Annotated in this window: 21 protein-coding genes; 20 read left to right on the top strand and 1 reads right to left on the bottom strand. The window is 57.7% G+C overall.

The window, feature by feature from the left end:
* Window positions 1-31 precede the first annotated feature (31 nt).
* From C4S72_RS23555 to C4S72_RS23610, 12 genes are all read left to right on the top strand, one after another.
* On the top strand, window positions 32-1,549 hold the full coding sequence (locus C4S72_RS23555) for an NAD(P)H-hydrate dehydratase (RefSeq protein ID WP_104005653.1): 1,518 nt from the start codon (window positions 32-34) through the stop codon (window positions 1,547-1,549).
* Window positions 1,542-2,006, top strand: a complete 465-nt coding sequence (gene tsaE, locus C4S72_RS23560; protein ID WP_104005654.1) for a tRNA (adenosine(37)-N6)-threonylcarbamoyltransferase complex ATPase subunit type 1 TsaE — start codon at window positions 1,542-1,544, stop codon at window positions 2,004-2,006. The genes C4S72_RS23555 and tsaE overlap by 8 nt, the downstream gene beginning before the upstream one ends.
* 97 nt (window positions 2,007-2,103) lie before the next feature.
* Window positions 2,104-3,450, top strand: coding sequence for an N-acetylmuramoyl-L-alanine amidase (locus C4S72_RS23565; RefSeq protein ID WP_327332991.1), 1,347 nt, complete (start codon window positions 2,104-2,106; stop codon window positions 3,448-3,450).
* A 44-nt stretch (window positions 3,451-3,494) separates the two neighbouring features.
* On the top strand, window positions 3,495-5,453 hold the full coding sequence (mutL, locus tag C4S72_RS23570) for a DNA mismatch repair endonuclease MutL (protein WP_104005656.1): 1,959 nt from the start codon (window positions 3,495-3,497) through the stop codon (window positions 5,451-5,453).
* 35 nt (window positions 5,454-5,488) lie between these two features.
* A complete protein-coding gene (gene miaA / locus C4S72_RS23575; protein WP_235009247.1) occupies window positions 5,489-6,394 on the top strand; it encodes a tRNA (adenosine(37)-N6)-dimethylallyltransferase MiaA in 906 nt (301 codons plus the stop codon).
* Window positions 6,395-6,499: 105 nt separating this feature from the next.
* Window positions 6,500-6,739: an RNA chaperone Hfq gene (gene hfq / locus C4S72_RS23580; protein WP_027854732.1), complete on the top strand. Its 240-nt coding sequence runs from the start codon at window positions 6,500-6,502 to the stop codon at window positions 6,737-6,739.
* Window positions 6,740-6,747: 8 nt separating this feature from the next.
* On the top strand, window positions 6,748-8,061 hold the full coding sequence (gene hflX, locus C4S72_RS23585; protein ID WP_104005658.1) for a ribosome rescue GTPase HflX: 1,314 nt from the start codon (window positions 6,748-6,750) through the stop codon (window positions 8,059-8,061).
* Window positions 8,062-8,194: 133 nt separating this feature from the next.
* Complete coding sequence (hflK, locus tag C4S72_RS23590; RefSeq protein ID WP_104005659.1) at window positions 8,195-9,397, top strand: FtsH protease activity modulator HflK; 1,203 nt, start codon at window positions 8,195-8,197, stop codon at window positions 9,395-9,397.
* On the top strand, window positions 9,397-10,290 hold the full coding sequence (gene hflC / locus C4S72_RS23595) for a protease modulator HflC (protein WP_104005660.1): 894 nt from the start codon (window positions 9,397-9,399) through the stop codon (window positions 10,288-10,290). The genes hflK and hflC overlap by 1 nt, the downstream gene beginning before the upstream one ends.
* A gap of 96 nt (window positions 10,291-10,386) precedes the next feature.
* Window positions 10,387-10,581 (top strand): DUF2065 domain-containing protein, encoded by a 195-nt coding sequence (locus tag C4S72_RS23600; RefSeq protein WP_104005661.1) that lies wholly within the window; start codon window positions 10,387-10,389, stop codon window positions 10,579-10,581.
* Between the two features lie 30 nt (window positions 10,582-10,611).
* A complete protein-coding gene (locus tag C4S72_RS23605; RefSeq protein ID WP_104005662.1) occupies window positions 10,612-11,787 on the top strand; it encodes an ATP phosphoribosyltransferase regulatory subunit in 1,176 nt (391 codons plus the stop codon).
* Between the two features lie 37 nt (window positions 11,788-11,824).
* Window positions 11,825-13,120, top strand: coding sequence for an adenylosuccinate synthase (locus C4S72_RS23610; RefSeq protein WP_104005663.1), 1,296 nt, complete (start codon window positions 11,825-11,827; stop codon window positions 13,118-13,120).
* 93 nt (window positions 13,121-13,213) lie between these two features.
* Here the strand turns inward: C4S72_RS23610 and C4S72_RS23615 are convergent, their stop codons facing one another.
* Entirely contained in the window at window positions 13,214-14,020 is an 807-nt protein-coding gene (locus tag C4S72_RS23615) for an inositol monophosphatase family protein (protein ID WP_235009244.1), read from the bottom strand.
* 196 nt (window positions 14,021-14,216) lie between these two features.
* Here C4S72_RS23615 and trmJ point away from each other — a divergent pair, with 196 nt between their 5' ends.
* The 8 genes from trmJ (at window position 14,217) to fdx (ending at window position 20,390) form a co-directional block, all read left to right on the top strand.
* Window positions 14,217-14,990 (top strand): tRNA (cytosine(32)/uridine(32)-2'-O)-methyltransferase TrmJ, encoded by a 774-nt coding sequence (gene trmJ / locus C4S72_RS23620; protein ID WP_104005665.1) that lies wholly within the window; start codon window positions 14,217-14,219, stop codon window positions 14,988-14,990.
* Between the two features lie 84 nt (window positions 14,991-15,074).
* Entirely contained in the window at window positions 15,075-15,563 is a 489-nt protein-coding gene (gene iscR / locus C4S72_RS23625; RefSeq protein WP_104005691.1) for a Fe-S cluster assembly transcriptional regulator IscR, read from the top strand.
* A gap of 24 nt (window positions 15,564-15,587) precedes the next feature.
* Window positions 15,588-16,802, top strand: a complete 1,215-nt coding sequence (locus tag C4S72_RS23630) for an IscS subfamily cysteine desulfurase (protein ID WP_104005666.1) — start codon at window positions 15,588-15,590, stop codon at window positions 16,800-16,802.
* Window positions 16,803-16,831: 29 nt separating this feature from the next.
* A complete protein-coding gene (gene iscU / locus C4S72_RS23635) occupies window positions 16,832-17,212 on the top strand; it encodes a Fe-S cluster assembly scaffold IscU (RefSeq protein ID WP_104005667.1) in 381 nt (126 codons plus the stop codon).
* Window positions 17,213-17,257: 45 nt separating this feature from the next.
* Entirely contained in the window at window positions 17,258-17,581 is a 324-nt protein-coding gene (iscA, locus tag C4S72_RS23640) for an iron-sulfur cluster assembly protein IscA (RefSeq protein ID WP_104005668.1), read from the top strand.
* Window positions 17,582-17,628: 47 nt separating this feature from the next.
* Window positions 17,629-18,159, top strand: a complete 531-nt coding sequence (hscB, locus tag C4S72_RS23645; protein ID WP_104005669.1) for a Fe-S protein assembly co-chaperone HscB — start codon at window positions 17,629-17,631, stop codon at window positions 18,157-18,159.
* Between the two features lie 12 nt (window positions 18,160-18,171).
* Window positions 18,172-20,052 carry a Fe-S protein assembly chaperone HscA gene (gene hscA, locus C4S72_RS23650; protein WP_104005670.1) on the top strand — a complete coding sequence of 627 codons (1,881 nt, stop codon included), beginning with the start codon at window positions 18,172-18,174 and terminating at the stop codon, window positions 20,050-20,052.
* A complete protein-coding gene (fdx, locus tag C4S72_RS23655; RefSeq protein WP_104005671.1) occupies window positions 20,052-20,390 on the top strand; it encodes an ISC system 2Fe-2S type ferredoxin in 339 nt (112 codons plus the stop codon). The genes hscA and fdx overlap by 1 nt, the downstream gene beginning before the upstream one ends.
* The last annotated feature ends 13 nt before the right edge of the window (window positions 20,391-20,403 follow it).

Genomic DNA, 20,403 nt, shown 5'->3' on the forward strand with positions numbered 1-20,403 from the left:
TGGCGTGCAGATCAGTGATGAGTGAAGGTCTATGAGCATCAATAGAGAGGTCTTGCCGGCCACATTATACACGGCAGAGCAGTGCCGCGCGCTGGACCGGACCGCGATTGAGCAGTTTGGCATCCCCGGCTTTCGTTTAATGCAGCGTGCCGGTCAGGCCGCCTGGGCGGTGATCGGGCAGCAGTGGCCGCAGTTGCGGCGCATCAGCATTGTCTGCGGTGCCGGCAATAACGGCGGTGATGGTCTGGTGATCGCGGGACTTGCCTGGCAGGCCGGGCTCGAGGTGCAGTTGATAGTGGTTGGCGAACGCTATGCCGAAAAGCTGCGTGGCGAAGCGCTGGAGGCCTGGCAGTGGCTCAGTGGTTTTGGCGTGAAGGCTGACAACTGGTACCCCGGTATAGAACTGACGGGCGAGCTGATCGTTGATGCGCTGCTGGGTATCGGCCTTAGCGGGCAGGTGCGTGGCGAGGCCGCCAGTGTGATAGCTCAGATCAATCGCTGCGAACAGCCGGTATTGGCTGTGGATATCCCCTCGGGTCTTTGTGCCGATACTGGTGCCGAACTGGGAATGGCGGTTTACGCTGACCTCACCATCACGTTTATCGCCTTGAAGCAGGGTCTGTTGACTCATCAGGGTGTCGATCATGTCGGTAACCTGCTGTTTGATGCGCTGCTGTTACCCGATGAAGTGTTCGAGGATGTGCCGGTCAGCGCCTTTCGCACCGATACGGAAGACCTGCGTGAACTGCTGCCGAAGCGTCCCGCGTCCTCTCATAAGGGCATGTACGGCCATCTGCTGGTGGTGGGCGGTGACCTGGGTATGGGAGGAGCTGCACTGATGGCGGCCCAGGCGGCGCTGCGCACAGGGGCAGGGTTGGTCTCCCTGGCCACGCGCGAGGAGCACCGCATGGCGGCGCTCACCCGCGTGCCGGAGGTGATGTGTCACGGCATCGACGAGGCCGATGAACTGGAACCGCTGCTGGCGAAAGCGGACGCAGTGGTGATCGGCCCGGGGCTCGGGCAGAGCGTTTGGGGGCGGCGGTTGTTTGAAGCCGTGCTTGAGAGTGACAAACCGATGCTGCTTGATGCCGATGCGCTGAATCTTCTGGCCCAGAGTGACTCGACGCTGCCGGAGCATGACTGGGTGCTGACACCGCATCCGGGGGAAGCGGCGCGCCTGCTCGATACCGATACGGCGGATATTCAGGCCAATCGCTTCGAACAGGTGCGGGAACTTCAGAGCCGTTGCGGTGGCACAGTGGTATTGAAAGGCGCCGGTACGCTCAGTTGTGATGGCGATGTGATCCACCTCTGCAGCGACGGTAACCCCGGAATGGCGACGGCCGGTATGGGCGATGTGCTCAGTGGCATTATCGGTGGTGTGCTGGCGCGGGGCATGCCCGCGGTGGATGCGGCGCGGGTCGGCGTATTGGTTCATGCCCGGGCGGCAGACCTCTGTGCCCGGCAATTAGGTGCAGGTGGATTGCTGGCGACCGACCTTATGAATACCATTCCGCTCGTTATCAATGGGTTGGAAGAAAATGTCTGATTATTCGATTGAACTGGCCGATGAGCCGGCGATGGTGGCGTTCGGTGAGCATCTGGCAGCCTGCTGCACTGAAGGTGCGGTCATTTTTCTGCACGGCGACCTGGGTATGGGGAAAACCACACTGTCCCGCGGCGTACTGCGTGGCTGCGGTCATCAAGGTTCTGTTAAGAGTCCGACCTATACGCTGGTAGAGCCCTACGAGACGCCAGCCGGCCCGGTCTACCATTTCGACCTCTATCGTCTGGGTGACCCGGAAGAGCTTGAGTTTCTGGGAATTCGGGATTACTTCGATGAACGCTCATTGAGCCTGATCGAATGGCCGGAGCGGGGCGCAGGGATTCTGCCGGTGGCGGATCTGGAGATCGAAATCCGTGTCGAGGGGACAGGACGTTTGCTGTCGTGGCAATATAATACTGAAAAAGGCCGTAAATTGGCCGATAGTTTAAGAAAGGGTTAAATTCGCCGATATATCCGCTGCTTTCAGCGGGAGGCGAGCGGGTTTGTAGTTTGCCAATATTGGGCGATACACGCGAAGTGAAGGGGTGAAAAGGCTGGTGCGCATACTCAGCGGGTTAATACTGACGCTCATGCTGGCCTGGAGTCAGCTGGCGCAGGCAGTAACCAATGTCGACAATATCCGTGCCTGGCAGGCACCGGACAACATTCGTCTGGTGTTCGACCTCAGCTCGCCCGTACAGCACAAAGTTTTCATGCTCGATAACCCGCAGCGGCTGGTGCTGGATATCGAGGATACCAAGCTCGATCTCAATATTGATGCCCTGGGGCTCGCCAAGGGACCGATTCAGAAGGTGCGCACCGGTAAGCGAGGCGATGGCGTGCGTCTGGTACTGGACCTGGATGGCGAAAAGATCAGTCCGAAGAGTTTTCAGCTCGCTCCCAACGATCAATATGGCAACCGCCTGGTGCTGGATCTTGCGCTGCCCGAAGCGGTTAAGGCAGAAAGCGAGAGCGTGGAGCGCAAGCAGGAGGCCAACACCGGCCCGCTGCGCGATATCGTTGTCGCAGTGGATGCCGGCCACGGTGGTGAAGACCCCGGAGCGCTGGGGCCGGGTGGGTTACGCGAGAAGAACGTGGTGCTGTCGATCGCCAAAGAGGTGGCTCGCCTGATTGATGCCGAGCCTGGCTATCGAGCTGAGCTGATTCGTGGTGGCGATTATTATGTCAGCCTGCGCGGTCGTACACTCAAGGCGCGCAAGATCAACGCTGACCTGTTTGTCTCCATACATGCCGATGCGGCCCGTAACAAGAGTGCTCGAGGAGCCTCTGTCTGGGTGCTTTCTGGCAGTGGGGCGAGCAGTGAAATGGGTCGCTGGCTGGCGCAGAAAGAAAACGGCGCCGACCTTATCGGTGGTGTTGGCAGTGTCAGCCTGGAAGACAAGGATGACCTCCTTGCCAGTGTATTGCTGGATATGTCGATGACGGCAAGTCAGTCCAGCAGCCGAGAGGTGGCTAACCGGGTGCACAGCAATATCGCCGGTTTTGCACGGATGCATAAAAACCACGTTGAACAGGCTGGTTTCGTGGTGCTCAAATCCCCGGATATTCCCTCGATCCTGGTGGAAACCGGGTTTATCTCCAACCCCAATGAAGCCGCCAACCTGAAAAAGAGCAGCTACCAGAACCAGATGGCGCGAGCCATCGTCAGTGGCGTCAAAGCTCACTTCTGGGATCGGCCGCCGAGCCGCACTCATATTGCTGCCCGTAAACGCGCCGGTGAAACCCTGGCGGGTGCCGAAAGTACCTATAGGGTCGCTCCCGGTGATACGCTGTCGGTTATTGCCGTGCGCAACGGTATCTCTCTGGATCAGCTGCGCCGCGCCAACGAGCTGCGTGGTGACCGTATCCGCGTAGGTCAGGTGCTGAAAATCCCGGCCAGTTAAGTGCTGTTTCCTGTTTTCGCTTTAACCCCCTCAGGCATAATTTTATGAGTCGTATTCACCTGCTCTCACCGCAGCTGGCGAACCAGATCGCCGCCGGTGAGGTCGTCGAACGTCCCGCTTCCGTGGTCAAGGAACTGCTGGAAAACAGTCTTGATGCCGGCGCTACCAAAATCGATGTGGATGTGGAACAGGGTGGTATTAAGCTGATCCGTCTGCGCGATAACGGCGGCGGCATCGAAAAGGGCGATCTGGCTTTGGCCCTGAGTCGCCACGCTACCTCCAAAATTCTGCAGCTGGAAGATCTCGAAGCGGTTGCCAGTCTGGGATTTCGTGGTGAGGCCCTGGCTTCCATCAGTTCGGTGGCGCGTTTGACGTTGACCTCTCGCACAAAAGATCAGGAAGCTGCCTGGCAGGTGCGTGCCGAGGGGCGCGATATGGAGGCGGTGCTGGAGCCCGCAGCCCATCCTCGCGGTACCACTGTCGAGGTGCGGGACCTGTTCTTCAATACGCCGGCGCGGCGCAAATTCATGAAGAAAGATCAGACGGAATTTCGCCACCTCGAAGAGGTGATCAAGCGCATGGCGCTGAGCCGGTTCGATGTCTCCTTCAATCTGCAACATAACGGACGCCGAGTGCAGCAGCTGCGTCCGGTGGATAGCGAGCAGGCCCGGGAACGGCGGCTGGCTTCTCTGCTTGGCGGGAGTTTTATCGAGCAGGCAGTACACCTGGATGTGAGCGCCGAGGCTTCAGGGTTGCGGCTTTGGGGCTGGATCGGTCTTCCCACCTATTCGCGCAGCCAGGCGGATCAACAGTACTTTTTCGTCAACGGACGCATCATCCGCGATAAGGTCGTGACCCACGCGGTGCGCCAGGCCTACAGCGATGTGCTCTTCCACGGCCGGCATCCGGCGTTTGTACTCTACCTTGAGCTGGACCCGGCCCTGGTGGATGTGAACGTACACCCGACCAAGCACGAGGTGCGCTTCCGCGAATCGCGGCTGGTGCATGACTTTATTTTCCGCACCCTGCATCGTGTTATTGGTGATCTTCGTCCCAAGGATGCGGTACCAGCGGGCGCAGGTGAGTCGGCAGGTGATGGCGCAGGCGCTCCGTCCATGGCGATGCAGTCATCGCCCGGCAGTGTTTCGGGTGGTGGCACCTTTAGTCAGGGGCGGATGCCGCTGTATCAGTCTTCCGGTAGCTATCAGTCTCCAGGGAGCTATCAGTCTTCCGGGAACTATCAGCCCGGCCAGTCCCCGGGAAATTATGGCAGCTACGGCGGTGCGGCGGGCTCTGCGTCTGCAGTCCGGGATCAGATCTCGGCCTACGCGGACCTGCATACACCGGCTGCGCCTGCGCAAGGGCTGCAGAATGTCGGGCGGCCAGGTATGCCGATGCCGGAAGATGATGCCGAGAAAGCGCCGCCGCTCGGTTATGCCATCGCCCAGCTGCATGGTGTTTATGTGCTGGCGCAAAACGAGGTGGGCCTGGTGCTGGTGGATATGCACGCGGCCCATGAGCGTATCGTCTACGAGCGCATGAAAACCGCCTGGGATGAGGATCGGGTGCGCTCCCAGCCGCTGCTGGTGCCGGTGAGTCTCAGCGTCAGTGAGCGAGAGGCGGACCTGGCGGAGGAGCAGCCCGAGCTGTTCGAGCGTCTTGGTTTTCGTCTGGAGCGTATGGGGGCGGATACGCTGACCGTACGTGAGGTGCCTGTCTCTCTGGCGAAGGCGGATGCGCCTCAGCTGGTGCGTGATGTGCTGGCCGATCTGGTGGTGTTTGGTAGCAGTCGCCGTATCGAAGAGAGCATTAACGAGCTGCTTGGTACCATGGCCTGTCACGGCGCCGTGCGCGCCAACCGTCAGCTCAGTATTCCCGAGATGAATGCCCTGCTGCGCGATATGGAAGCCACGGAGCGCAGCGGCCAGTGTAACCATGGTCGTCCGACCTGGACCCAGCTGTCGATGCACGAGCTGGACAAACTTTTTCTGCGAGGCCAGTAATCTTGGCGGATACACTACCACCGGCCATCTTTCTGATGGGGCCGACGGCGTCCGGCAAAACAGCGCTGGCGATGCACCTGTTCGATAACCTGTCCTGTGAGTTGATCAGTGTCGACTCGGCGCTGATCTACCGTGATATGGACATAGGCACGGCGAAGCCGGACGCAGAAGAGCTTGCGCGCTACCCTCATCGCCTGATCGATATTCGCGATCCTGCGGAAAGTTATTCTGCTGCCGAGTTTCGCCAGGACGCCCTGGCAGCTATGGCGGAAATTAGCGCAGCGGGCAAGGTGCCTGTGCTGGTGGGTGGCACCATGCTTTATTTTAACGCCCTGCAGAAGGGGTTGGCGCCTTTGCCGGAAGCGAACGCAGAGCTTCGCGCCGAGCTGGAGGCCGATGCGGAGCGTCTGGGCTGGCCCGCCATGCATGAACGCCTTGCAAAACTTGATCCGGCGGCAGGCGAGCGATTGAAGCCTACCGATTCACAGCGTATCGAACGTGCGCTGGAGGTGGTGCTACTGACCGGTAAGCCGATCAGCGAACACTGGGCTGAGCAGGCGGACGCCGCTTTGCCCTATAACCTGTTGCCACTGGCCTTGATGCCCGGTGATCGGGCGCGTCTGCATCAGCGTATCGAACAGCGTTTTGATCTGATGCTCGGGCAGGGATTTGAGGAAGAGGTGCGGCGCCTGCATGGGCGGGGTGACCTGCACGCCGATCTGCCTTCAATTCGTTGTGTCGGTTATCGCCAGATGTGGGACTACATTGAAGGCCGCCTGAGCTATGATGAGATGAGGTATCGCGGCGTGGTCGCCACCCGGCAGCTGGCAAAAAGGCAGCTGACCTGGCTACGTGGCTGGCAGGGCGTTCACTGGCTGGATAGCGAGGCGGATAAATTACTCGATTCTGCCTTGAAACTGGCTGAGGCAAACATTATATAATGGAAGGCTTGTCACCGGTGCGAGTTGGTTGGAGTTTTGGCCAGGGAAACGGGTGCAGCCTATTACAACTAAACGTTTTAGTTTCTTTTTGGGAAGGAGTTTGCAATGTCAAAAGGGCAGTCTTTACAAGACCCTTATCTGAATGTGCTGCGTAAAGAGCGTATTCCGGTATCCATCTTTCTGGTCAACGGTATCAAACTGCAGGGTCAGATCGAATCTTTCGATCAGTTTGTTATCCTGCTGAAAAACACCGTCAGCCAGATGGTTTATAAACATGCCATTTCTACCGTTGTTCCGTCGCGTCCGGTGAAACTGCCGCAAGGCGACGAAAAGGCGGCAGACTGAGGTCCTAATTGTTTTTCGAACGTCCCGAATCGGGCGAGATAGCGATTCTCGTCCACATTGAGCTGTCCTCTGATGCGGATAGCGAAGATCCCCGGGAGCTGGAAGAGCTGGCGCTCTCCGCAGGTGCAGATCCGGTCGCATTTCTGACCGGGTCCCGTGCCGATCCCAGTCCTAAATTCTTTCTCGGTGCAGGTAAGGTAGAAGAGCTGCGGGCTATGGTGCAGGCGCATCAGGCTGAGCTGGTGATCTTTAACCATGCGCTGAGTCCAGCCCAGGAGCGAAATCTCGAACGCGAGATCCAGTGTCGTGTGCTCGACCGCACCGGGCTTATTCTCGATATTTTTGCCCAGCGCGCGCGCACCCATGAAGGTAAGCTTCAGGTTGAGCTGGCGCAGCTCGAGCATATGTCCACACGTCTTGTACGTGGCTGGACCCACCTTGAGCGTCAGAAAGGTGGTATAGGTCTGCGCGGGCCGGGTGAAACCCAGCTCGAAACTGACCGTCGTTTGCTGCGAGCCCGCATCAAGTCGATCCTGAAACGTCTGGAGAAAGTGCGTACCCAGCGTGAGCAGGGGCGTCGTGCGCGGCAGCGTGCAGAGGTGCCGACTGTTTCTCTGGTGGGCTACACCAACGCCGGCAAATCCACCCTGTTTAACCGTATTACCGATTCCGGTGTTTACGCGGCGGACCAGCTGTTTGCGACGCTTGACCCGACGTTGCGCCGGATCGATCTGGACGATGTTGGTCCCGCGATCCTGGCGGATACGGTGGGCTTTATCAAACATCTACCGCATAAGCTGGTAGAGTCGTTCCGGGCCACGCTGCAGGAAACGGTGGAAGCAACGCTGTTGCTGCACGTCATCGACAGTCAGGATGAGGAGCGCCAGGACTACATTACCCAGGTGCATCATGTTCTGAGTGAGATCGGTGCGGATGAAGTGCCGGTACTGCAGGTCTACAACAAGATCGATCTTCTGCCGGGTCAGGATGCTCGTGTGGACCGTGACGAAGACGGCGTTCCGCGTCGGGTCTGGTTGTCGGCACAGAGTGGCGAGGGAATAGATCTGCTGATGGACGCGGTGCGAGAGCGTCTCAGTGGTGACATGTTCCACGACACACTTAGCCTGACGCCCGAGCAGGGGCAGTTCCGCGCACGCCTTTACGCCCAGGGTGCCGTGGTCAATGAACGGATCGAAGATGATGGCCGTATGTCTCTGGAGGTAAGGATGCCGATGCGTGATATTCGGCAGCTCCTCAGTCGTTTGAGCATACCGGCGGAACGTTATCTGCCTGAGCCTGTCCACGAAGAAGACCTCTGGTAGATGCAGCTTGCCCCGATAGAGCGCCAAAAACTGCAACGCACTGGTGTCGAAAATGCCTGACGCTGTTGCGTGGATGCTCGGGTATCCCTAGAATTTTCAAAAATATAACGCCCTTTCAACGACGGAGAACTGTATGGCCTGGAACGAGCCTGGCGGGAATGGCAATAACCATGACCCCTGGAGCAGTGGCGGCGATAAGAACCGCGGTAAACGCGGTCAGGATCAGGGGCCGCCTGATCTGGATGAGGCACTGCGCAAGCTGCAGGACCGGATGAATTCGCTATTCGGTGGCAACAAGCGTCGCGGCAGCGGTTCGGGCGGTAGCTCGGGTGGCAAAGGCGGTGGTTTTGGCTTCCTTGTGGTGATCGCAGTAGTGGCGGCGCTGTTCTGGGCCGGTATGGGCTTCTATACCGTGGACCAGCCTGAGCGTGGTGTGGTGCTGCGTCTGGGTAAGTTCTATGAAACGGTAAACCCGGGTCTGCAGTGGAACCCACCGCTGATCGATGACGTCACCAAGGTCAACACCGAGATGGTGCGTACTCACAATCACGATTCCCAGATGCTGACCGAAGACGAGAACATCGTTTACGTCGATCTGACCGTGCAGTACGTGGCGACCGATCCCAAGGCTTTCATTCTCAATGTGCGTGATCCCGAGCAGAGTCTGTCGCATGCGGCCGAGTCTGCCCTGCGTCATGTCGTGGGTACCACCGAACTGCACTCTATCCTGACCGAGGGTCGTGAGACACTGGGTATTCAGGTGCAGGAGCGTCTACAGCGTTACATGGAGTTCTACGGTACCGGTATCAACATCATTCAGGTCAATATCAAGAACGCCCAGGCGCCGAGTCAGGTGCAGGACGCTTTCGATGATGTGATCAAGGCGCGTGAAGATGAGCAGCGTGTGATCAACGAAGCTCAGACCTACGCCAACGGTGTAGTGCCTGAAGCTCGCGGTGAAGCTCAGCGTATCATTGAAGAGGCTAACGCCTACCGTGAAGAGATCGTTGCTCGCGCGACAGGTGAAGCTAACCGCTTTACGGCCCTGGAGAAAGAATACGCCAAGGCGCCGGATATCACTCGTCAGCGTCTCTACCTGGAAACTATGCAGGAAGTGCTCGGTAAAACACCGAAGGTGCTGGTTGATGTCGAAGGTGGCAATAACATGATGTACCTGCCGCTCGACAAATTGATGGAAAAGCAGGACAGCGTTCGCGACAGTAGCGGTCGTCCTCTTCGTCTGGATAGTGCCAGTCTGAAGGCTATTACCGATCAGGTGTTGGAGCAGGCTCGTCAGCGCCAGAATTCTTCCACCACTACACGGGAGGGCCGCTAATGAACGCTCGATCGCTCTATTTACTGATCGCCGTGCTGGTCGTGGTGATGATCGGTTCCAAGTCGGTCTATATCGTCAAGGAGACTGAGCGCGCCGTTAAGCTGCGTTTCGGTGAGATCGTCGATGGTGATATCCAGCCGGGTCTTCATTTCAAGATCCCGTTCGTCAACACCGTGCGTACCTTTGACGCCCGTGTGCAGACTCTGGATGCGCGTCCGCAGTCTTTCCTGACACTGGAGAAGAAGCGTCTGATCGTGGATTCTTTCGTGAAATGGAAGATCAACGATCCGGCCAAGTACTACACCTCTATCTCCGGTGATATGTTCCAGGCGTCTGAGCGTCTGGCCAACAACATTGAGGAAGAGTTGCGTAACCAGTTTGGTGAGCGCACCGTGACCGAAGTTATCTCCGGTGAGCGTGAGGAGCTGATGGATGCGGTAATTCGCGACCTCAGCAAGCGTGCGGACGAACAGTTCGGTATCGAGATTATCGATGTGCGCGTCAAGCGTATCGATCTGCCGACCGAGGTGTCCTCTTCCGTGTATCAGCGTATGCGTACCGAGCGTCAGCGTCTGGCCCGTGAGCTCCGTGCTCGTGGTCAGGAGCTTGCCGAAGGTATTCGCGCCGATGCGGATCGTCAGCGCACCGTTATCCTGGCGGAAGCCTACCGTGAGTCTGAAGAAACTCGAGGTGAGGGTGATGCGCAGGCAGCAAGCATCTATGCCGATGCCTATTCGGCGGATGAGGAGTTCTATAGCTTTAACCGTAGTCTGCAGGCTTACCGCGATACCTTTAAAGGTGGCGGTGATGTGATGCTGCTGGAGCCGGATTCGGAGTTCTTCCGTTATCTGGATGATGCGCGTCCGCCGTCACGCAGCGCGACACAGCCATAGTGCAATACAGAAATCGGGTGCCCTTGGCGCCCGATTTCGTGGTAGTATTCGTTAACCGGGTCGAGGCCCGGTTTTTTTGTGGACTTTAGGTGAGTAATGGTCGATCTCTGGCGCGAATTATTGATCGCGTTCTGCCTGGTGATGGTAATCGAAGGTGTGCTGCCTTTTCTCTATCCCCAGCGCTGGCGTCGGCTGGTTGCCAAGCTGGCATATGTCCCGGATTCGTCACTCAGGGTGGCGGGTTTTGTGTCGATGTTGCTGGGTGTGGCGCTACTCTATCTGGTTCACTGATTTCAAGCGTTATTCGTACTGGAGTGCTGCATGACATTGGCAGATCGCTGGTTGCTGCCCGATGGAATGAAAGAGATGTTGCCGCCTCGCGCGCGTCAGGTAGAAATGATGCGTCGTCGCGTGCTGGATCTGTATGACTGCTGGGGCTACGACCTGGTGATGCCGCCGCTGGCGGAACATCTGGAGTCGCTGTTGACCGGGGTCGGTCGGGACCTGGAGATGAAGACCTTCAAGCTGACCGATCAGGTCAGTGGCCATACTATCGGTATTCGCGCCGATATGACGCCTCAGGTTGCCCGTATTGACGCACATCGTCTGCGTACCGAGGGGCCGAGCCGTCTCTGTTACTGTGGTTCCGTGTTGCATACTCGGCCCGGCAATATGCTGGCGTCGCGCAACCCGCTTCAGCTCGGTGCCGAGCTTTACGGTCATGCGGGCCTCGATAGTGATGTAGAAGTGATCTCGCTGATGCTTGAGACGCTGCGCACTATCGATGTAAAAGGTCCAGTGAGCCTGGATCTGGGGCATGTGGGCGTATTTAGCGAGCTGATGCAGGAAGCCGGTTTGACCGGTGAGGATCAGGATCGCTTTATCGATATGCTGCAGCGTAAGGCTCTGCCGGAAATCAGCAGCTTCGTGGCTGGTCTGGAGCTGGTCGAAGGTGTTGCTGAAAAGCTCCTCGCGCTACCGCGGCTTAATGGCGGTGTTGAGGTACTTCAGCGTGCGCGCGAACTATTTGCGGGTTCCGAGAGTATTCTGGCTGCGTTGACCTATATTGAACAGGTGGCGCAGCGGGTGGAAAGTCGCTATCCGGCGACCGACCTTTACTTTGATCTGGGTGAGTTGCGTGGCTATCACTATCACACAGGTGTAGTGTTTGCTGCTTACTCGCCTCACTTTGGTCAAGCGCTGGCCAAGGGTGGTCGTTACGACCGTATTGGAGAAGACTTTGGTCGAGCGCGCCCGGCAACGGGTTTCAGTGCTGACCTTAAAACCCTGCTGGAAGTCGCGCTGGCGATGCCGGAGATCGAGCGCTCCGCTGTGCTGGTGCCGGCCACCGAAGAGCAGGATCTCCTTGCTGCGATCGCGGATCTGAGGCAGGCCGGTGTGCGTGTCGTGCAGATGCTGGATGGAGAAGTGGTACCGGGCTGCTGTGATCGTCAGCTGGTACTGAAGGACGGGCAGTGGGTCGTTGAGACCCGGTGAACATTTTCTCAATTTTTAAGAGTTTTTAGAGACAGCAATGGGTAGAAACGTCGTTGTTCTGGGTACCCAGTGGGGTGATGAAGGCAAGGGTAAGATCGTCGATCTGCTGACTGAAAAAGTCGCGGCGGTCGTTCGCTTTCAGGGCGGTCATAACGCCGGTCATACACTGGTAATCGATGGACAGAAAACCGTACTGCATCTGATTCCGTCAGGGATCCTGCGGCCGAATGTCGAATGCCTGATCGGTAACGGGGTGGTGCTTTCTCCTGATGCACTGCTGGAAGAGATCGCCGGCCTTGAAGAGAGCGGCGTTCCGGTGGCTGAGCGTCTGCGTCTTAGCCCTGCATGCCCGCTGATCCTGTCCTATCACGTGGCGCTGGACCAGGCGCGCGAAAAAGCGCGCGGTGACTCCAAGATTGGTACTACCGGTCGTGGTATCGGTCCTGCTTACGAAGACAAGGCGGCTCGTCGCGGTCTGCGTCTGGGTGATATGGCTGATCCGGCTGGCTTTGAAGTCAAGCTGCGTGAAGTGATGAAGTATCACAACTTCATGCTTGAGCATTACTACGAAGTTGATCCGATCGACGTTGATGCGCTGCTTGCTCACTGCCTGGAAATGGCCAAGACCCTGGTGCCGATGATGACCGACGTGACTACACGTCTGCATCAGCTGCGCAAGCAGGGTGCCAGCATCATGTTTGAAGGTGCACAGGGCTCGCTGCTGGATATCGACCACGGTACTTATCCGTACGTGACCTCATCCAACACCACCGCCGGCGGTACCTCTACTGGTAGTGGTTTCGGTCCGCTTTACCTCGATTACGTGCTGGGTATCACCAAGGCTTACACCACTCGCGTTGGTGGCGGTCCGTTCCCGACCGAGCTGAACTGCGATATCGGTGCGCGTCTGGCCGAGCGTGGTCATGAGTTTGGTGCGACTACCGGCCGTGCACGCCGTTGCGGTTGGTTTGATGCGGTAGCGCTCAAGCACGCTATCCAGATCAACTCCGTATCCGGTATCTGCCTGACCAAGCTCGACGTTCTGGATGGTCTCGATCAGATTAATATCTGTATCGGTTATGCCGATGCCGAAGGCAATCCGGTGACCTCTCTCTGCGGTAGCGAAGCTTACGAGTCTGTTGAGCCGGTTTATGAAGTGGTACCGGGTTGGAGTGAATCCACCGTAGGTCTGAAGTCTCTCGACGAGCTGCCGGCTAATGCTCGTGCTTACATCGAGCGTCTGGAGACTCTGGTCGAAACGCCGATCGATATCATCTCTACCGGTCCTGACCGTGTCGAAACTATCGTGCTGCGCGACCCGTTCGAAGAGTAATCTTCACCGGGTCCTGCGAGACATAAAAAAGCCGCGCTTGATAGCGCGGCTTTTTTGTTTCTGCCTTCAGCCCGGGAAGGCTGAGGTTTGGTGTTAGTGCTGAACGGCCGGGTGCAGGGTTTTGAGCAATGCCTTGAATATCTTGGCGTTGCCGGCAACCAGTTTGCCGCTATCGCGGTGGTTGCTGCCGCCCGCGGTGTCGCCTACCAGTGCGCCTGCTTCCTGAAGCAGCAGCAGGCCTGCGTCCTGTTCGCTCTGGTACAGGCCCAGCTGGCAGAAGCCGTCCAGGCGGCCGGCAGCGGTGTATGCCAGGTTCAGTGCTACGGAGCCGGTGTTGAACGGGGTGGCACCGGCGCTGACCAGTTCGCGCATAATGGCGATCTGGGTGTCGAGACCGGAAGTGTCACTGCTGCGTCCCAGGAAGCCGGTACCGATCAGGGCGCCGTCCAGTGCTTTGCGTGAGCTTACGCGCAGGCGCTTACCGTTCAGCTGTGCGCCTTCGCCGCGGCTGGCGGTGAATTCGTCGCCGGTGATCGGGTTAAGGATCAGTGCGTGGGTGACCTTGCCCTTGATGCGTCCGGTGATGCTCAGCGCAAAAGAGGGTACCGCATTGGAGAAGTTCACCAGGCTGTCGATCGGTGTTACCTGCCACTCGCAGGGAGTGGGGCCTTCGCCGGTTGCTGTGTGCCGTCCGCTGTAATCGCCGATTACCGTGTGGTGGGGGTAGGCTTTCTGCAGCGTGTGGGCGACTGTGCGTTCAGCCTGAAGGCAGAGGTCATTGATAAAGGCAGCGACCTTGTCCTGCTCGGATTTGATCAGATCCAGGCGTTCGGTGCCTCGGGCGATCTGCTCGGCGGCGAGACGTGCGGCACGCAGAGCGATGTTGACCATTGGTTGCATTGGGTATGGAATCCAGTCGTTCGAATGGGGAATCAAACGGAAATTATAACGCACTCTGCACTGTTGAATAAACGTTGATCGCAATACGGTGAGGTTAACGAGGGGAGTTGCTCCTTTATGTGTCGCACCCGAGTCGATCAGCGTGGTGGAGTTCTGTTATTATATGCGCCCTTTTTTAACAGGTTTCTTGGTGCATATGCTTGAGCACATCCGTATCGTTCTGGTGAATACCACCCATCCCGGCAACATCGGTGCCGTGGCTCGCGCCATGAAAAATATGGGGCTGAGCGATCTTTGCCTGGTTGAGCCCAAGCACTACCCGGACGAGGCGGCTACGGCGCGCGCATCGGGTGCCACCGATATCCTTGATAACGCCCAGGTTGTCGCAACGCTGGAAGAGGCTCTGGCAGATTGTCAGTTGGTGGTCGGTACCAGTGCCCGTGGTCGGCATATCCCCTGGCCGGTGATTAATCCTCGTGAGCTGGGTGCTATCGCCACGCCGCTGGCAGCTAAGTCTCGAGTGGCGGTGCTCTTCGGTCGTGAAGATCGAGGCCTGACCAACGATGAGCTGCATGCCTGTCACCATCATGTTCATATCCCATCCGTGGAAGGATTCAGCTCGCTGAATATCGCGGCGGCAGTTCAGGTTATCTGCTACGAACTGCGTATGGCGCAGCTGCTTAACGATGAGCAGAGTAAGCCGCAGTGGGGAACCGACTGGGATATCGAGCTGGCTGATCACGCTGAGCTTGAGCGTCTGTTTGAGCATCTGGAGCAGACGCTTGTCGATATCGAGTTCTTGGATCCGAACAATCCGCGTCAACTGATGCCGCGTTTGCGTCGCCTGCTGCTGCGGGCTGTGCCGGACAAGGTTGAGGTCAATGTACTGCGTGGAATCTTGAAGTCCGTTAATCGGGGTTTTGAAAAAGATTCCACAAAAGAGAGTGGCGAAAAGGGCGATAAATCCTGACTTTTATAGTCGGGAATATACTTGACTAAAACTCTTGGTTTTTGCACAATGACGTCAGGCTCGCAGCAGCAGGTGAGGATGACTATGCGATTGACAACTAAGGGGCGTTACGCCGTAACGGCAATGCTCGACTTGGCCCTTCATGAGGGTAAAGGACCGATCAGCCTGGCGGATATTTCTGAGCGCCAGGGTATTTCGCTGTCCTATCTGGAGCAGCTGTTTGCCAAGCTGCGCCGTAACGAACTGGTGCATAGCGTACGCGGCCCGGGTGGTGGTTACCAGCTGAAGCGCGAGCGCGGAGAAATTAATGTGGCCGAAGTGATCGACGCTGTCAACGAGTCGGTCGACGCCACGGGTTGCCGCAGCACGGGCAACTGCCAGAGCGGTGAGGTCTGTCTGACACACCACCTCTGGTGCGATTTGAGTGATCAGATCCATGGCTTCCTGAGTGATATCAGCCTGGCGGATCTGGTTCTGCGAAACGATGTGCAGGAAGTTGCCGAGCGCCAGGGGCAGCGTAGCCGGACTCAACCGGAACAATTGATCGCCAGCAGTGTTGCGTCAGCATCCTGATAGCGAAGAGCTTTGGAGATTGAAATGAAATTGCCGATCTATCTCGATTATTCAGCAACAACACCGGTAGATCCGCGTGTGGCCGAGAAGATGATGAGCTGCCTGACGCCGGAGGGTAACTTCGGTAACCCGGCTTCCCGCTCTCACATGTTTGGCTGGAAGGCTGAAGAAGCAGTCGAGACAGCGCGTCGTCAGGTGGCAGATCTGCTGGGTGCAGATCCGCGTGAAATTGTCTGGACCTCCGGTGCGACCGAGTCCGATAACCTGGCGATCAAGGGTGTCGCCCACTTCTATCAGAAGAAGGGCAAGCACATCATTACCTCCAAGATCGAACACAAGGCGGTGCTGGATACCTGCCGTCAGCTCGAGCGCGAAGGTTTTGAAGTGACCTATCTGACACCGGGCAGCGATGGCATTATCACACCGCAGATGGTGGCTGATGCTCTGCGTGAAGACACTATTCTCGTGTCACTGATGCATGTGAACAACGAGATCGGCACCATCACCGATATCGCCGCAATCGGCGAGTTGACCCGCAGTCACGGCGTGCTGTTCCACGTGGATGCCGCCCAGAGCGCAGGCAAACTGCCGCTGGATATGTCCAGTGTAAAGGTGGATCTGCTCTCCGTTTCTGGTCACAAGATGTACGGTCCGAAAGGTATTGGTGCCCTTTACGTGCGCCGCAAGCCGCGCGTGCGCCTGGAAGCCCAGATGCACGGTGGCGGCCATGAGCGTGGTATGCGCTCAGGTACATTGCCGACCCATCAGATCGTTGGCATGGGCGAAGCTGCCCGTATCTGTCACGAAGAGATGGCCAGCGAAAGCGAGAAGCTGAAAGCGCTGCGCGATCGTTTCTGGCAGGGCGTCAGTGATATGGAAGAAGTACACGTGAACGGCTCTCTGGAGCAGCGTGTTGCCGGCAACCTGAACGTCAGCTTTGCTTTCGTTGAGGGTGAGTCTCTGCTTATGTCCATCAAGGACCTGGCGGTTTCCTCCGGTTCAGCGTGTACATCGGCCAGTCTTGAGCCTTCCTACGTGCTGCGTGCACTGGGGCTGAATGACGAGCTGGCACACAGCTCCATCCGTTTCTCCTTTGGTCGTTTTACCACCGAAGAAGAAGTGGACTACGCCGTCAAACAGATCCGCGTTGCTGTCGACAAGCTGCGTGAACTGTCTCCTCTGTGGGATATGTACAAAGACGGAATCGATTTAAACACAGTTGAGTGGGCTCACCACTAAGCCGGCTAAACAGGCTCTTGGAGGTCATCATGGCTTACAGCGAACAGGTTATTGATCATTACGAAAACCCACGCAACGTCGGTAAGATGGACGATAAAGACGATCATGTCGGTACCGGCATGGTGGGTGCTCCGGCATGTGGCGACGTTATGCGCCTGCAGATCCGCGTCAATGACGACGGCGTGATCGAAGATGCAAAATTCAAGACATACGGTTGTGGTTCAGCAATCGCATCCAGCTCCCTGGTAACCGAATGGGTCAAGGGCATGACGCTGGATCAGGCGGCTGAGCTGAAAAACGCACAGATCGCGGAAGAACTGGCATTGCCGCCGGTGAAAATCCACTGCTCCGTACTCGCGGAAGATGCGATCAAGGCAGCCGTAGAAGATTACCGTAAAAAGCAGGGCTAAGGCCTTCGGCCTTGGCTTTGCCAAGCAGAACAGGGTGAGGGTTATATGGCGATCAGCATGACAGACGCGGCGGTAAACCATGTCGCACGCTTCCTTGAAAAGCGCGGCCACGGCAGCGGTATTCGGGTGGGTGTTCGCACTTCAGGGTGCTCAGGCATGGCTTATGTGCTCGAATTCATCGATCAGGTAGAAGCTGAAGACCAGGTCTTTGAGTTTGGTGATGTGCGTGTGGCGATCGACCCGAAAAGCCTGGTCTACCTTGACGGAACCGAACTGGATTTCGTCAAGGAAGGCCTTAACGAAGGCTTCAAGTTCAATAACCCTAACGTCAGCAGCGAATGCGGCTGTGGCGAAAGTTTTAACGTCTAAACGTACGTTAACACCTAAATATAATAGCGAGGGTGCCCGGCTAAACAATGGATATGACCCGTAATTACTTTGAGCTGTTCGATCTCACGCCTGGGTTCGAGCTGGATCTTGGCTTGCTCAGTGAAAAGTACCGGGAACTCCAGAAACAGTGGCACCCCGATCGCTTTGCCCATCTCTCCGAGCGTGAACGCCGATTGTCCGTGCAGTACACGGCACATCTGAACGAGGCGTTCCAGTCGCTCAAGTCTCCACTGCGTCGCGCGCAGTATCTGTTGTTGCTTCAGGGCCGCGATACCCACGGGGAATCCGGCGCGCAGCTTGATCCCATGTTCCTGATGGAGCAGATGGAGCTGCGAGAGCGCTTGTCAGAGGTTGCCGAACAGGATGATCCGGAGGCGGAGCTTGAGCAGCTGCAGCAGGAAGCTGAGCAGGCGCTGCGGGAGCTTCGGGCTGAGTTTGTCTCACTCTACACGGGCGGCGATCTCGACGGCGCTGAGCGTACGGTGCGCAAGATGCAGTTTGCCACCAAGCTTGAAAGCGAGATAGAAGCGCTCGAAGATCGTTTGTTCGACGACTGAACGGAACCCCATATGGCTTTGTTGCAAATCGCCGAACCCGGCCAGAGTGCTGCGCCTCATGAGCGCAGACTCGCGGTCGGGATCGACCTGGGAACTACCAACTCGCTGGCGGCTACGGTGCGCAGCGGTGAGGCGCAGACGCTGCCGGATTTGAACGGCGAACACCTGTTGCCCTCGGTGGTGCATTACTCCGGCGACGGTTCGCTGCAGGTGGGTGGCGAGGCGCTTGAGTGCGCCGCAGACGATCCCTATAACACGATAATATCGGTCAAGCGCCTGATGGGGCGTGGTGTTGAGGATGTGCTCTCCTTCGGTGATGAGCTGCCTTACCGCTTCGCGCCAGGCGAGGGCGGTATGCCCTATATCGAGACCAGTGCAGGGCTGCGCAGTCCGGTCCAGGTGTCGGCCGATATTCTGCGTACCCTGCGTGAGCGCGCCGAAGATTCGCTGCAGGGTGAGCTGACCGGAGCGGTGATTACCGTGCCGGCTTACTTTGATGATGCTCAGCGTCAGGCCACCAAGGATGCGGCGCGCATCGCGGGTCTGCACGTACTGCGTTTGCTGAATGAGCCTACCGCGGCTGCTGTGGCCTATGGGCTGGATCAGGGCGATGAGGGCGTTATCGCGGTCTACGACCTGGGCGGCGGTACCTTCGATATCTCCGTTCTGCGCCTCAATAAAGGCGTGTTCGAAGTGCTTGCCACCGGCGGCGACAGTGCTCTTGGTGGTGATGACTTCGATTACGCTCTGGCGCGCTGGATTTTGAAAGAGTCCGGTATTGAGCTGGAGCCCGACGCGCAGCAGGCTCGTTATCTCACCACTCTGGCCAAACGCGTCAAGGAGGCTCTGAGTGCTGAATCGGAAACCCGGGTAAAGCTGGATCTGGCCGGTCAGAGCGCCGAAGTGAATGTAAGTCGTGAACAGTTCGACGAAGTCATTGAACCGCTCGTGAAAAAGACTCTGCGCAGTTGTCGTCGTGCCCTTAAAGACGCCGGTGTGTCGGCAGATGAGGTGCGCGATGTAGTCATGGTCGGTGGTTCCACCCGCGTGCCTCTGGTGCGTACCAAGGTGGGCGAGCTGTTTGGTCGTCAGCCGCATATCGATATTGATCCAGACCGCGTCGTAGCCGTCGGTGCTGCGCTGCAGGCGGATGTCCTGGCCGGCAATAAGCCGGACAGCGAGATGCTGCTGCTGGATGTGATCCCGCTGTCGCTTGGTCTTGAAACCATGGGTGGGCTGGTGGAAAAGGTTATCCACCGTAACACCGCGATTCCGGTGGCGCGTGGCCAGGAGTTCACCACCTACCAGGATGGCCAGACTGCCATGGCTATTCATGTGGTCCAGGGTGAGCGTGAGCTGGTAGCGGACTGCCGCTCGCTGGCCCGGTTTGTCCTGCGTGGTATACCGCCGATGGCCGCGGGCGCAGCCAAAATTCGTGTCACCTTTCAGGTGGATGCGGATGGCTTGCTCAGCGTTTCGGCGCAGGAGCTGTCTACCGGGGTTGAAAGCAGTATTCAGGTGAAGCCCTCATACGGCCTTACCGATGATGAAATTACCGGTATGCTGCAGGATTCATTCAGCCATGCTGCGGAAGATCTGACCGCCCGCGCGTTGCGTGAACAGCAGGTTGAGGCGGAGCGTCTCGCCGCTGCGGTAGAGGCGGCCATCGTCCAGGACGGAGAGCTGCTTGATTCTGATGAATTGGCGGCGCTAAAAGCGGGTGTGGCAGAACTGCGTAAGACGGCGGCAGGTCGTGATTCTGCTGCCATAGAGGCGGGCGTGAAAACGCTTGCTAAACTGAGTGATGAGTTCGCCGCTCGGCGCATGGATAAAGGTATCCAGAGTGCGCTGAAGGGGCATCGAATAGACGAACTGGATAAGGAGTCGGAGTAATGCCGCAGCTGATTTTTCTGCCGCATGAGGAACTCTGCCCGGAAGGCAAGGTGGTTGATGTTGAGCCGGGTATCAGCATCTGCGATGCCGCTCTGGCCAATGGTGTGGATATCGAGCACGCCTGCGAGAAATCCTGTGCCTGCACAACCTGTCATGTGATTGTGCGCGAAGGTTTTAATTCGCTCGAAGAGTCTGATGAGCTTGAGGATGACATGCTGGACAAGGCCTGGGGCCTTGAGCCGGAGTCGCGTTTGAGCTGTCAGGCGATCGTGGCCGATGAGGATCTCGTGGTCGAGATTCCCAAGTACACCATCAACCAGGTTTCGGAACAGCACTGAGCGGGGTAGGCGA

Source organism: Marinobacterium lutimaris, from assembly GCF_900108065.1.
GTDB classification, from domain to species: domain Bacteria; phylum Pseudomonadota; class Gammaproteobacteria; order Pseudomonadales; family Balneatricaceae; genus Marinobacterium_D; species Marinobacterium_D lutimaris.